The sequence below is a fragment of the Sphingomonas sp. S-NIH.Pt15_0812 genome (assembly GCF_003951315.1).
Taxonomy (GTDB): Bacteria; Pseudomonadota; Alphaproteobacteria; order Sphingomonadales; family Sphingomonadaceae; genus Sphingomonas.
Genome location: NZ_QLJH01000006.1, coordinates 123,641 through 136,835, shown reverse-complemented (window position 1 = coordinate 136,835; position 13,195 = coordinate 123,641). Strand labels below are relative to the sequence as shown.

The following is a 13,195-nucleotide window of genomic DNA, read 5'->3' as shown; positions in this document are numbered from 1 at the left end:
GGCCGGTTTATGGCCGGATCGGCGGCTTGCCCCAGTGTCGCCGCAGTTGGTTCATCCGGATGACAGGAACCGTGGCAAATCGGTCACAGGCTGATATTTCCGACGGTAAAGGGAACGACGCGCTGCAACAAAGCCGGCGTTCGTCGCTTCTGCTGGACCTGGATCGGGTTTGCCCGACACCGAAGGTTCAACATCAAGGTACAATGCCATGCGTAAGCTTCTCCTCGCCACCGTCGCCGCCGCTGCGGCCGTCACCGCCGCCGCTCCGGCCTTCGCGCAGGACACGGTCACGCAGGACACGGTCGACACCACCGCGAACGAAGGTCCGCGTGCGCCCGACGGCACCAAGGCGTTCGGCATCGAGCCCTATGTCGGCATCATGGGCGGCTGGGAAGAATTCGACCGTCAGGCCGGCCACGGCATCCCCAACACGCCGATCGGCACCGGCAAGTTGAACGGCGGTCTAGTGCAGGGCGTGGTCGGCGTGAACGTGCCGCTGGGCCCGGTCTTCGTCGGCGCCGAGGGCAATGCGACCAAGGGCTTCAAGGGCGATATCGACTGGGAATATGGCGTCGCCGGCCGCTTCGGCTTCCGCGCGGGTGACAGCGGCCTGTTCTACGGCAAGGTCGGCTACCAGTGGGTGAACTTCGACAAGTTCGGCGACAACAGCCCGGACTTCCACGCCGTCAGCTACGGCGTCGGCGCCGAGGTCGGCCCCAAGGACATTGGCCTGTCGGGCATCACCGGCAATGCCGGCATCCGTTTCCGCGTCGAGGCCTCGACCTTCGGCAGCGCCAAGAGCTTCCGTCCGATGGCGGGTGTGATCGCGCACTTCTGATCGGTCCGACCGGTTGGAGAAGCGGGGCGGGGGCGACATGGGTCGCCTCCGCCCTTCTTTTTTGTGCCCGATGCCAGGCCCATATCCGGTCGATGACGGGCCGGGTGAAACGACGGACGGGCTTGGCGGAGGCGGCGGCGCTGGCCGAGCGGCGGGACGCGGCGCCGCCGGATTGCGTGCTGTGCGGCCGGCCGCTGGGCCACCGCGTCGAATGGCATCATCTTGTGCCGAAGAGCGAGGGCGGCCGGGTCACCGCGCCGATCCACCCGATCTGTCACCGGACCATCCATGCCAGCTTCGGCAACACCGACTTGGCTCGGCTCTATGCCGATCCGGAGGTGCTCCGCGCGCAGCCGGCGATCGCGCGCTTCCTGCGCTGGATCGCCGACAAGCCGGCCGACTTCCATGCGCCGGTCCGGACGCGGCGGTAGAGCGGTTTTCTGCCAGGTTGAACCACCGTCATCGCCCTGCGGGCGACCGCTTCGGGGCGGGGCGCTTTCGATCCGGGGCGGCGTTGCTTGTCGGTCACGATGCTTTGGCATCGCTCCCTCCGCGCGCCTTGCCCCGAACCTAAATCACCGCCGTGCCGATGATCCAACCCAGTGGGAAACCCCTCTAGCCTCGCCGCGCCGGGATTGACTAAAGACCGGGCTCTACGACAGCGCCCGGCCGCCCTTCCACAGGCGTAGCGCCTTGCCCTCGACCGGCAGGCCGTCGAACGGCGTGTTGCCGGCCGAGGCGAAGGCATCACCGGTGATCCGCACCGGCGCACGGTCGTCGAACAGCAGCAGGTCGGCAGGCAGGCCGACCGCCAGTCGCCCGGTGTCCAGCCCCAGCGCCTTGGCCGGATTGGTCGCGAGCAGCTGGAACAGCCGGTCGAGCGTGCATAGGCCGTCACGCACCAGCATCAGCGCCAAGGGCAGCAGCGTCTCCGCCCCGGCCATGCCGGCGGAAGAATCGGCGAAGGGCAGGCGCTTCTCCTCCGGCCCGTGCGGATCATGGCCGGACGACAGGATGTCGATCGTGCCATCCGCGATGGCGGCTAGGCAGGCGCGGCGGTCGGCCTCGTCGCGCAAGGGTGGCGAGAGATGCGCGAAGGTGCGGAAATCGCTGACCGCGATATCCGACAGGTGGAGATGCGCCGGCGTGATCCCGCAGGTGACGGCAACGCCGCGGCGCTTCGCCGCGCGCACCAGGTCGAGCGCGGCGGCGGTGGTGACCTGGCGCAGGTGGAGCCGCGCGCCGCTCTCCTCCGCCAGCAGCAGGTCGCGCGCCACCGCCAGCGCCTCGGCCATGGCGGGGGCGGAGGGCAGGCCGAGCCGCGTCGCCGTCTCGCCATGGGTCGCGACCGCGCCGTGCGTCAGCCCGCCATCCTCGGCATGGGTGACGACGGTCAACCCCAGGTCGCTGGCATAGGCGAACAGCTTGGCCATCACGCCTGAATCGGCAATCCAGCGGCGGCCGGTGCCGACCGCGCGCGCGCCGGCCTCGATGCAGAAGGCCATTTCGGCGAGGTCCTGGCCCATCAGGCCGCGCGTCGCGGCGGCGATGGGGTGGATCCACAGATCGGGCCGGCCGACCAGCGCCGCCCGCTGCACCACGCCGGGATCGTCCAGCACCGGGCGTTGGTCGGGCATCAGCGCGACGCGGACGATGCCGCCGCGTCGGCACGCCTCGCGATCGACCGCGAAGACGCCGAAATCGACGATGCCGGGAGCCAGCAGCCTGCCGCCGCAATCGACCGTCTCGACACCCGCCGGAAGGTCGATCGTGCCGATGCCGGCGATGACGCCGTCCCGGACCAGCAACGCGCCGGGCTCGACCCGGTCGGCCAGCACCAGCCGGGCATTGGTCAAGGCGATCGCCTGTGCCTGGCTCATGCCCAGCCCTCCACGCCGCGCGCCCGTCGCGTGAGGACATCCAGACACGCCATCCGCACCGCCACGCCCATCGCCACCTGCTCCGTGATCGCCGATTGCGGACCGTCCGCCACCACCGAGTCGATCTCGATCCCCCGGTTCATCGGGCCGGGATGCATGACCAGCGCGTCCGGCTTGGCCCGATTCAGCCGTTCGGGCGTCAGGCCGTAGCGCAATCGGAATTCGCGCGGGGAGGGGACATAGCCCCCGTCCATCCGCTCATTCTGCAAGCGCAGCATCATGACCACGTCCGCCTCGTCCAGCGCCGCGTCGAAATCGGTGAAGCGGGTCACGCCCATCCGCTCGACCGCCGGGGGCATCAGCGTGGAGGGCGCGCAGACCCGCACCTCCGCCGCCAGGGCGGTCAGCGCCAGGATGTTGGACCGCGCGACCCGGCTGTGCAGCAGGTCGCCGCAGATCACCACCCGCTGCCCCTCGATCCGGCCGCGCCGGCGGCGGATGGTCAGCGCGTCGAGCAGCGCCTGGGTCGGATGCTCGTGCCGGCCGTCACCAGCGTTGAGCACCGCGCAATCGACCTTGTCGGCGATCAGCTTGACCGCGCCCGAGCTCATATGGCGGATCACCAGCACGTCGGCGCGCATCGCGTTCAGCGTCTGCGCGGTGTCGATCAGCGTCTCGCCCTTCTTCACCGAACTCTGTGCGGCATGCATGTTGACCACGTCCGCGCCCAGTCGCTTGCCCGCGATCTCGAAGCTCAGCAGCGTGCGCGTGCTGTTCTCGAAAAAGGCGTTGATCTGGGTGAGGCCGGCGAGCCGCGCCCATCCGCGATCAGCGCCGCGTTCGTGCCCACGGGTCGCCTCCACCCATTGTTCGGCCTCGTCGAGCAGGAAGCTGATCTCGTGCGGCTCCAGTCCCTCGATGCCGGTCAGGTGGCGATGGGGGAACACGGCCCCCCCGGCGATCATGGCGGATGGGCGGTGGTTCGAGCGTGACATCGGTTGCGGCGGTTAGCGCCCGGGGCCGAGTCGGGCAAGCAGGGCCGCGATCGTGGCGCGGCAGAACCGCCGAATTGATGGTTAAGCTTATCATGTGACGTTGTAACCTGCCATGGATACCGCTATATGGCGGTGACCATGACGGCTGCGACCCAAACATCCTGGTGGCCCAAGCTGGATCGGTTCGCGATCGGGCTGTCGGGGCTGTGCGCCGTGCATTGCGTCGCCACCACCGCGCTGCTGGCTCTGGCCTCGACGGCGGGCGGGATGCTGCTCGATCCATGGATCCATGAAGTCGGGTTGACGATGGCGATCCTGCTCGGCGTGGTGGCGCTGGGCAAGGGCGTCCTGCACCACGGCCAGGCCATGCCCGCGGCGGTCGGTGCGTTCGGGTTGGGCGTGATGGCCGGTGCGATGACGCTGCCGCACGACAGCGGCAGCCACGAGGCGCTTTGGACGATCGTCGGCGTGTCGTTGCTCGCCCTCGGGCATGAGTTCAACCGGCGCGCGCATTGCGGGACGCCGGAACGGCATCGATAGACGGAGGCCGGCGCGCGCTAGCTTGCTGGAACGGCCCGCATTCCCTATCTCGCGGCCATGGCGCACGGGCATCACCACCACGAACCAGAGGGCGACGCCCTGAACGATGCGGCGCGCACGGCGCTGGAAGACGCGGGCGAGCAATGGACGGTGATGCGCGCGATCGTGTTCGACGTGCTGGCCGGCTTCGACAAGCCCGCCTCCGCCTATGACATCGCCGACGCGGTGTCGCAGCGCGAGGGGCGGCGGGTGGCCGCCAACAGCGTCTATCGCATCCTCGACCTGTTCGTCGGCGCCAATCTGGCCCGCCGGGTCGAGAGCGCGAACGCCTATGTCGCCAATACGCATCCTGGCTGCCTTCATGATTGCATCTTCATGGTGTGCGATTCCTGTGGGCAAACGACGCACCTGGATGACGACCGGATCACGCGCGGCCTGCGGGATGCGGCGCAAGTCTCTGGTTTCAAGCCGGAAAGATCGGTGATCGAGCTGCGTGGCCGGTGTTCGGCCTGCGAGGCGGCGGCCTGATCGTCATCGCGCCGTAGCAATCGACACCACCGGTCCGACAGGGTAAGCCCCGGACATGGTTGATCTTCCCGCCACCCCCTTGCTCGACACCGTCCGCACGCCAGAGGAGCTGCGCCGGCTCAAGCCCGAGCAGCTTCGCCAGCTTGCCGAGGAACTGCGCGCCGAGACGATCTCGGCGGTCGGAACCACCGGCGGCCATCTCGGCTCCGGCCTGGGCGTGGTCGAGCTGACCACCGCCTTGCACTATGTCTTCGACACGCCGCGCGACCGGCTGGTCTGGGACGTCGGCCACCAATGCTATCCGCACAAGATCCTGACCGGGCGGCGCGACCGAATCCGGACCTTGCGCCAGGGCGGCGGCCTCAGCGGCTTCACCAAGCGGTCGGAGAGCGAATACGACCCGTTCGGCGCGGCGCATTCCTCCACCTCCATCTCGGCGGCCCTGGGCTTCGCGATCGCCAACAAGCTGGCGGGGACGCCCGGGCGCGGCATCGCGGTGATCGGCGACGGCTCGATGTCGGCGGGCATGGCCTATGAGGCGATGAACAACGCGGAACAGGCGGGCAATCGGCTGGTCGTGATCCTGAACGACAACGACATGTCGATCGCGCCGCCGGTCGGTGGGTTGTCGGCCTATCTGTCGCGCATGGTGTCGAGCCAGAAGTTCCTGGGCGCCCGCGACATATTGAAGCGAGTCGCGCGCCGCCTGCCGCGCCCGATCCACGCCGCGGCGCGCAAGACCGACGAGTTCGCCCGCGGCATGACGATGGGCGGCACGTTGTTCGAGGAACTCGGCTTCTACTATGTCGGTCCGATCGACGGCCATAATCTCGACCATCTGATCCCGGTGCTGGAGAATGTCCGCGACGCCGAGGAAGGGCCGATCCTGGTCCATGTCGTCACCAAGAAGGGCAAGGGCTATGCCCCGGCCGAGGCGGCGGCGGACAAATATCACGGCGTCCAGAAGTTCGACGTGATCACCGGCGCGCAGGCCAAGGCCCCGCCCGGACCGCCGCAATATCAGAATGTGTTCGGCGACCAGCTGGTCAAGGAGGGCGAGCGCGACCCGACCATCGTCGCGATCACCGCCGCCATGCCGTCGGGCACCGGGGTCGACCGTTTCGCCAAGGCGTTTCCCGACCGCAGCTTCGACGTCGGCATCGCCGAGCAGCATGCCGTCACCTTCGCGGCCGGTCTGGCGGCGCAGGGGATGCGGCCGTTCTGTGCGATCTATTCCACCTTCCTCCAGCGCGCCTATGACCAGGTGGTGCATGACGTGGCGATCCAGAACCTGCCGGTCCGCTTCGCGATCGACCGCGCCGGGCTGGTCGGCGCGGACGGCGCGACCCATGCCGGGTCGTTCGACGTCGCCTATCTGGCCACGCTGCCCAATATGGTGGTGATGGCCGCCGCCGACGAGGCGGAGCTGGTCCATATGACGCACACCTGCGCGATGCACGACAGCAGCCCGATCGCGGTCCGCTATCCGCGCGGCAACGGCACCGGCGTGCCGCTGCCCGAGGTGGCGCAGCGGTTGGAGATCGGCAAGGGCCGGGTGGTGCGCGAGGGCAAGACCGTCGCGATCCTGTCGCTCGGCACCCGCCTGACCGAGGCGCTGAAGGCCGCCGAGGTGCTGGAGGCCAAGGGACTGTCGACCACGGTCGCCGATCTCCGCTTCGCCAAGCCGCTGGACGAGGCGTTGATCCGCCGCCTGCTTTCGACCCACGAGGTGGCGGTGACGATCGAGGAGGGCGCGGTCGGCGGCTTCGGCGCGCATGTGCTGACGCTGGCCTCGGATGCCGGCCTGATCGACCATGGCCTGAAGCTGCGCACGATGCGCCTGCCCGACACCTTCCAGGACCAGGACAAGCCCGAGGTGCAATATGCCGCCGCCGGGCTGGATGCGGAGGGGATCGTCACCACCGTGCTGACCGCGCTGCGCCACAACAGCACGGGGATCGCCGAAGCTCGGGCATGACCGGCCTGACCAAGGCGATGCTGATCATCGCCATCGTCTTCGCCGGCGTGATCTGGCTGAACGTGGTGATGTGGCGGCGGATGCGCCGGGCGCTGCACGCGCTGGAGGCGCGGACGGAGTCGGCCGAACAGGTTCCCCAAGATCCCACCCGTGATGGGCGAGGATTGTCGCAGCCCGAGGGATCGCGGTAGGGCGTCGGCGGGTTGTGCGTCGACGCAACGCCCGACCGAGGGGGAACAGGAACGATGGCGCGACCGCCGCAACGGGATCTCACCACCGGGCCGATCGGGCGGACGTTGCTGCTGTTCGCGCTGCCCACCCTGGGCTCCAGCATCCTCCAGTCGCTGAACGGATCGATCAACGCGATCTGGATCGGCCAGTTTCTGGGCGAGCGGGCATTGGCGGCGACGACGAACGCCAACATCATCATGTTCCTGCTGATCGCCGCCGTGTTCGGCTTCGGCATGGCGGCGACGATCCTGATCGGGCAGGCGATGGGCCGGCGCGACGTGGAGACGGTGCGGCGGACCTTGGGCACGGCGCTCGGCCTGTTCGGCGGCCTGTCGATCGTCACGGTCATCATCGGCCTGCTCGCCGCGCCCGCCATCCTGCGGCTGCTGGCGACCCCGGCGGAGGTCTATCCGCTGGCGCTCGATTACCTGCGGATCATCTTCATCGCGATGGTGCCGGGCTTCCTGACGGTGCTGCTGACCATGGCGTTGCGCGGCACCGGCGACTCGATCACGCCGCTCAAGTTCATGGCGCTGGGATCGGTGGTCGATGTCGGGCTCAACCCGCTGCTGATCCGGGGCGTGGGACCGATCCCCGCCATGGGCATCGGCGGATCGGCGACCGCGACGCTGATCGCCAATGGCGTCTCGCTGGTCGCGCTGCTCCTCTATATCTACGGTCGCGACCTGCCGATCCGGCTGCGGGGTGCGGAGCTGGGCTATATCCGGCCGAATTCGGCATTGCTGCGCACGATCCTGGTCAAGGGCGTGCCGATGGGACTGCAGATGCTGGTCGTCTCCACCTCGGCACTGGCGATGATCGGGCTGGTCAATCGCTACGGCACCTCGACCACGGCGGCCTATGGCGCGGCGAACCAGCTCTGGACCTATGTCCAGATGCCGGCGATGGCGGTCGGCGCGGCGGTGAGCGCGATGGCCGCACAGAATATCGGGGCCGGCGCCTGGGACCGGGTGGGGCGGATCACCCGCGTCGGCATCCTCACCAACCTGGCGCTGACCGGCGGGCTGGTCGTGCTGCTGACCCTGCTCGACCGGCATGTGCTATGGCTGTTCCTGGGCCGCGATCCGGGCGCGATCGACATCGCGGTCCGGATCAATTGGATCGCCGGGTGGAGCTTCGTGCTGTTCGGCGTGTCGATGGTGCTGTCGGCGATCGTCCGGGCGAACGGGTCGGTGATCGGCCCGCTGGTGATTCTGGCGGTGGCGATGTTCCCGCTTCGCTTGGGCCTGGCGACGGGGCTGGAGGGGCGGCTCGGCTCGGACGCGATCTGGTGGAGCTTCCCGGCGGGGTCGGTCGGGTCGATGCTGATGATGATCGGCTTCTATCTCCATGGCGGCTGGCGCCGCACCCGAATGCCGGCCGTGCCGCACGAATGCGAGGAGTCGGCGCTGGCGGAGGGACAGCCGACGGGCAAGGCGATGCCGGTGGGGTGAGGTGCGGGTCTCAGCCTGGACCGATAGTCTTCACGACCCAGGCGGCAGCGGTGCCGGCGGCGCCATCACCTCGATCACGCCCGCCGCGATCTTCGCGGTCACCGGCGTTTCCGCCAGCAGCTCGCCGTCGATCGAGATCGGCAGCCGGGGCTCGGTGTCGATGCGGATCGCCTTGCCGGAGAAGCTGATCGTGTCGTGATGCCGCTCCTTCATGCCCAGGAAGCTGGTCGCCCAGTTGCGCACCAGGGTGCGCTTGTAATGGCCGCGTACCGCCTGGACGACGATTTCACCCGAATTGACCGATGCCTCGTCCACCAGCCAGGTGCCGCCATGATAGGGGCCGTTGGAGATGCGTACCTCCACCACCCGCATCTTGCGCTTGGTCTCGCCGTCATCGATGTGAAGGGTGAAGGGCTTGAACCGGGTGAACTGATAGCTCGCCCAGCCGAGATAGCCGATCCGCCCCAACAGCTTCTTCAGGCCATGCGGCACCGTTTCCGCGATCTGCGGGCTGATCCCCATCGCCGCGCAATTGGCGAAATAATCGCCGTCGATCATGCCGAGGTCGATGCGGCGGCGATGCCCCGTCCGGATCACCTCCACCGCGCCCTCGACCGTCAGCGGGATGCCCAGCGTACGCGCGAAGCTGTTGGCGGTGCCGAGCGGCAGCACCCCCAGCACCACGTCGCGCCCGACCAGCAGGTCGACCAGCCCGCTGATCGTACCGTCGCCGCCGCCCAGGATGACCAGGTCGGGACCGGCGCGCAGCACGTCGCGCACGACCGCTTCCAATTGATCGGGGTCCTCGACCGCGCGTGCGTCGACGGGATAGGGCAGGCCGGACATGGCTTTGCATGCCCGCTTGAAAAGTTTCTGCCCTTTCCGGGACTTGGCATTCACGACCATGGCCGCCGAGCGGATGTCCCGCATATCGATACACCCTCGCAATGAACGTGCCTAACGCTTGCCGGGGCCGCCGCGATCCCGCAAAGCGAAAACATGTCCGCTTATCCCGCCCTTCGTCTTCGCCGCACCCGTGCCTCCGCCTGGAGCCGCCGGCTCCATGCCGAGACGGTGCTGACTCCCGCCGACCTGATCTGGCCGCTGTTCATCGCGGAAGGGGACGGGGTGGAGGAGCCGATCGCGGCGCTGCCCGGCGTCTCGCGCTGGTCGGTCGACGGCATCGTCGCGCGCGGGCGCGAGGCGCGCGACCTGGGCATTCCCTGCGTCGCGCTGTTCCCCAATACGCCGCACCATCTGCGCAGCGATGACGGCTCGGAGGCGCTCAACCCGGACAACCTCATGTGCCGGGCGATCCGGGCGTTGAAGGACGCGGTGCCCGAGATCGGCGTGCTGACCGACGTCGCGCTCGACCCCTATACCACCCATGGTCATGACGGGCTGGTCGATGCGGCCGGCTATGTCGTCAACGACCGCACCGCCGACGCGCTGGTGCAACAGGCGCTGAACCAGGCGCGCGCCGGGTCGGACATCGTCGCCCCCTCCGACATGATGGACGGTCGCATCGGCCTGATCCGGAGTGCGCTGGAGGGCGAGGGGCATGTCAACGTCCAGATCATGAGCTATGCCGCCAAATATGCCTCCGCTTTCTACGGCCCGTTCCGCGATGCGGTCGGCAGCCGGGGCCTGCTGAAGGGCGACAAGAAGAGCTACCAGATGGACAGCGCCAATGCCGAGGAGGCGCTGCGCGAGGTCGCGCTCGATCTGGCGGAGGGGGCGGACACGGTGATGGTGAAGCCGGGCCTGCCCTATCTGGACATCATCCAGCGGGTGAAGACGCGGTTCGAGGTGCCGGTGTTCGCCTATCAGGTGTCGGGCGAATATGCGATGATCGAGGCGGCGGTCGCGGCCGGGGCGGGGGAGCGCGACGCGCTGGTGATGGAGTCGCTGATGGCGTTCAAGCGCGCCGGCTGTTCGGGCGTGCTGACCTATCACGCCGCCCAGGCCGCGCGGCTGATGGGCGCGTGATCGAGACCGAACGGCTGCTGCTGCGCGGCTGGCGCGAGGCGGATCTCGCCCCCTTCCACGCCATGGGCCAGGATGCGGAGGCGATGCGCTATCTGGGTCCGCCGACCAGCCGCGACGAGACGCGCTGGACGCTCAACCGCGCCCAGGCCTGCCAGGCCGAACATGGCCATTGCCAATGGGCGATCGAGCGCAAGTCCGATGGCGCGTTCCTGGGCTATTGCGGATTGAAGCCCGGCGACGCGCCGATGCGCGGCGAGATCGAGATCGGCTGGCAGATCGACCGGCGCGTCTGGGGGCGCGGCTATGCGCGCGAGGCGGCGGCGGCCAGCATCGCCTGGGGCTGGCGCAATCTGGCGGTGCCGAGCATCGCCGCCGTCACCGTGCCTGCCAACCGGCGCAGCTGGGGACTGATGGAGCGGCTGGGCATGGTGCGCTTTCCCGAGGAGGATTTCCGCTATCCCGACCTGACCCCCGGCGAGCCGCCGCGCGCCCACATCCTCTATCGCATCGCGCGGCCCGGCCTGTGGCGACGCGCCGCATGACGACGGAGGGGGGCGGGGCGGACCGGGGGCGGTTCGGCGGATGGCTGTTCGTCCTGACGATCCTGACTGGCTCCTTCCTGCTGTTCCTGGTCCAGCCGATGGTGGCGCGCATGGCCTTGCCCCGGCTGGGCGGCGCGCCGGCGGTGTGGAACTCGGCGATGCTGGTCTATCAGGCGCTGCTGCTCGGCGGCTATGCCTATGCCCATGCGCTGGCCCGGGCGCGCCCGCGCGTGCAGGCGGCGATCCATCTCGGCCTGTTGCTGCTGGCGGCCTTGTGGCTGCCGATCGGCCTGGCCGCGATCCAGATCCCGGCGGCGGGCCAGCCGGCACTCTGGGCGCCGTGGCTGCTGCTGGCCTCGATCGGGCCGCTCTTCTTCGCGGTCGCGGCGCAGGCCCCGCTGGTGCAACGCTGGTTCAGCCTGGCGAGCGGCGGCCGCGATCCCTATGCGCTCTACGCCGCCTCCAATCTCGGCAGCTTCGCCGGGCTGATCGCCTATCCGCTGCTGGTCGAGCCGCTGATGGCGGTGCATCGGCAGAGCCTGTTGTGGAGCGGCGGCTATGCGTTGCTGATCCTGCTGGTCGCCGCCTGTGCGACGCTGCTGCCGCGCAGGGCGGTGGCGGTGGACGTGGCGGCGGCGGGGCCGGTCAGCCGCCCGGCCGGGGCCGGCAGGATCGTCTATTGGATCGCGCTCAGCCTCGTGCCCTCGGGGCTGATGCTGGCGACCTCCACCTATATCACCACCGACATCGTCGCGATGCCGCTGCTCTGGGTGCTGCCGCTCGGCCTCTATCTGCTCAGCTTCAGCGTCGCCTTCGCCACCGATCGCTCGGTCGCGGACCTGCTGACGCGCATTGCCCCGATGACGATCCTGCTGTTCGGCGGCGTGATGATGGGCGGCTATCAGGCGCGCGCCGGCATCAACCTGCTGGTTGCCCTCACGCTGCTCTTCATGGCGTCGGTGGCGCTGCACACCGCGCTCTACCGCGTGCGACCCGCGCCCGACCGGCTGACCGGCTTCTATCTGGCGATGGCGTTCGGCGGCGCCCTGGGCGGGGTGTTCGCCGGGCTGATCGCGTCGGTGCTGTTCGACTGGACCTATGAATATCCGCTGCTGATCCTGGCGGCGGGGGCGCTGGCCCCGTCGCTGTACCTGACCGGCTCGCTGCGCGCGATCTGGACCGGGTCGGCGCGTCTCGCTGCCCATGCCACCGTGATCGCGGCGATGCTGCTGCTGGTCCTGCTCCAGGCCTATGGCCCGGACGGTCTGGCCGGCGAGGCCTATCGCGGGCCGATCTTCGTCGTCATCGCCGCGGTCGGGCTGATGGCGATGGGCCGGCGGCTGGCATATGGCCTGGTGCTGGCGACCGCGCTGATGCTGTTCGGCGGCTTCCGCTCGCTCGAACTCTCGGCGCAGCCGGGGGCACGGACGCGCAGCTATTTCGGCGTCTATACCGTGCGCGGTACGTCGCGCATCCGCGAGCTGGACCATGGCACCACCGTCCATGGCATCCAGCTGATCGGCAGCCCGACCCGCGAGCGGACGCCGACCACCTACTACGCCCCCGGCTCGGGCGTGGGACTGGCGATGACCGCGCTGCCGGACCTCTACGGCCCGCAGGCGCGGGTCGGGGTGGTGGGGCTCGGCACCGGTACACTCGCCTGCTATGCACAAAGGGGACAGGACTGGCGCTTCTACGAAATCGATCCGGCGGTGGTCCGGATCGCGCGCGATACCGGGCAGTTCACTTATCTGAGCCGCTGCCTGCCCGATCCGACGATCCGGCTAGGCGATGCCCGGATCAACATCGCGCGGGAGGGGACGGGCTCACTCGACCTGCTGGCGCTCGATGCCTTCTCCTCGGACTCGGTGCCGGCGCATCTGATGACGCGCGAGGCCTTTGCGAGCTATGCGCGCGTGCTGGCCCCGCGCGGCCTGCTGATGGTCCACATTTCCAACCGCTATCTCGACCTGGAACCGGTGGTCGCGGCGGTAGCGGATGCCGGTGGCTGGCAGGGTGCGGTGATGAACTACCACCCGTCGCCGCTCGATCCCGATGCCACCACCTCGCTCTGGGTCGCGCTGTCCCGCGACCCGGGGACGCTGGCGGCGTTGCGGGCGCGCCATTCCGAGTGGCGGCCGATGCGCCGCCGGCCGGGCCTGTCGGCCTGGACCGACGATTATTCGACCATATTGCCGCTGCTGAAAGGCTTTTGACGGA

The 13,195-nt window shown here is 69.1% G+C and carries 13 protein-coding genes; 10 read left to right on the top strand and 3 right to left on the bottom strand.

The features are described 5' to 3' along the window. Window positions 1–208: 208 nt before the first annotated feature. Together BRX43_RS06230 and BRX43_RS06225 are read left to right on the top strand one after the other, a co-directional pair. Complete coding sequence (locus tag BRX43_RS06230; RefSeq protein ID WP_125993987.1) at window positions 209–838, top strand: opacity protein; 630 nt, start codon at window positions 209–211, stop codon at window positions 836–838. 104 nt (window positions 839–942) lie between these two features. Continuing rightward, window positions 943–1,269, top strand: coding sequence for an HNH endonuclease (locus BRX43_RS06225; RefSeq protein ID WP_241214805.1), 327 nt, complete (start codon window positions 943–945; stop codon window positions 1,267–1,269). 222 nt (window positions 1,270–1,491) lie between these two features. Here the strand turns inward: BRX43_RS06225 and BRX43_RS06220 are convergent, their stop codons facing one another. Next, window positions 1,492–2,718: a dihydroorotase gene (locus tag BRX43_RS06220; RefSeq protein WP_125993986.1), complete on the bottom strand. Its 1,227-nt coding sequence runs from the start codon at window positions 2,716–2,718 to the stop codon at window positions 1,492–1,494. Beyond that, window positions 2,715–3,713 (bottom strand): aspartate carbamoyltransferase catalytic subunit, encoded by a 999-nt coding sequence (locus tag BRX43_RS06215; RefSeq protein WP_125993985.1) that lies wholly within the window; start codon window positions 3,711–3,713, stop codon window positions 2,715–2,717. The genes BRX43_RS06220 and BRX43_RS06215 overlap by 4 nt, the downstream gene beginning before the upstream one ends. 138 nt (window positions 3,714–3,851) lie before the next feature. Here BRX43_RS06215 and BRX43_RS06210 point away from each other — a divergent pair, with 138 nt between their 5' ends. Genes BRX43_RS06210 through BRX43_RS06190 form a run of 5 tightly spaced genes read left to right on the top strand, consistent with a single transcriptional unit; the run spans window position 3,852 to window position 8,444 of the window. Further along, window positions 3,852–4,253: a MerC domain-containing protein gene (locus tag BRX43_RS06210; protein WP_241214804.1), complete on the top strand. Its 402-nt coding sequence runs from the start codon at window positions 3,852–3,854 to the stop codon at window positions 4,251–4,253. Window positions 4,254–4,310: 57 nt separating this feature from the next. Next, complete coding sequence (locus BRX43_RS06205) at window positions 4,311–4,781, top strand: transcriptional repressor (protein ID WP_125993983.1); 471 nt, start codon at window positions 4,311–4,313, stop codon at window positions 4,779–4,781. Window positions 4,782–4,836: 55 nt separating this feature from the next. Further along, window positions 4,837–6,759, top strand: a complete 1,923-nt coding sequence (gene dxs, locus BRX43_RS06200) for a 1-deoxy-D-xylulose-5-phosphate synthase (protein WP_125993982.1) — start codon at window positions 4,837–4,839, stop codon at window positions 6,757–6,759. After that, a complete protein-coding gene (locus BRX43_RS06195; protein WP_125993981.1) occupies window positions 6,756–6,950 on the top strand; it encodes a hypothetical protein in 195 nt (64 codons plus the stop codon). The genes dxs and BRX43_RS06195 overlap by 4 nt, the downstream gene beginning before the upstream one ends. 54 nt (window positions 6,951–7,004) lie before the next feature. After that, window positions 7,005–8,444, top strand: coding sequence for an MATE family efflux transporter (locus BRX43_RS06190; RefSeq protein ID WP_125993980.1), 1,440 nt, complete (start codon window positions 7,005–7,007; stop codon window positions 8,442–8,444). Window positions 8,445–8,474: 30 nt separating this feature from the next. Here BRX43_RS06190 and BRX43_RS06185 read toward each other — a convergent pair whose 3' ends face one another. Further along, complete coding sequence (locus BRX43_RS06185) at window positions 8,475–9,374, bottom strand: YegS/Rv2252/BmrU family lipid kinase (protein WP_125993979.1); 900 nt, start codon at window positions 9,372–9,374, stop codon at window positions 8,475–8,477. A gap of 69 nt (window positions 9,375–9,443) precedes the next feature. On the opposite strand from BRX43_RS06185, the gene hemB reads away from it, so the two are divergent. Genes hemB through BRX43_RS06170 form a run of 3 tightly spaced genes read left to right on the top strand, consistent with a single transcriptional unit; the run spans window position 9,444 to window position 13,191 of the window. Next, window positions 9,444–10,433, top strand: a complete 990-nt coding sequence (gene hemB, locus BRX43_RS06180) for a porphobilinogen synthase (RefSeq protein ID WP_125993978.1) — start codon at window positions 9,444–9,446, stop codon at window positions 10,431–10,433. Continuing rightward, the gene (locus BRX43_RS06175) at window positions 10,430–10,975 is read left to right on the top strand and encodes a GNAT family N-acetyltransferase (RefSeq protein ID WP_125993977.1); all 546 of its coding nucleotides are present in this window, start codon (window positions 10,430–10,432) and stop codon (window positions 10,973–10,975) included. Before hemB ends, BRX43_RS06175 begins: the two co-directional genes overlap by 4 nt. Continuing rightward, window positions 10,972–13,191, top strand: a complete 2,220-nt coding sequence (locus BRX43_RS06170) for a fused MFS/spermidine synthase (protein WP_125993976.1) — start codon at window positions 10,972–10,974, stop codon at window positions 13,189–13,191. Before BRX43_RS06175 ends, BRX43_RS06170 begins: the two co-directional genes overlap by 4 nt. Window positions 13,192–13,195: the final 4 nt, after the last annotated feature.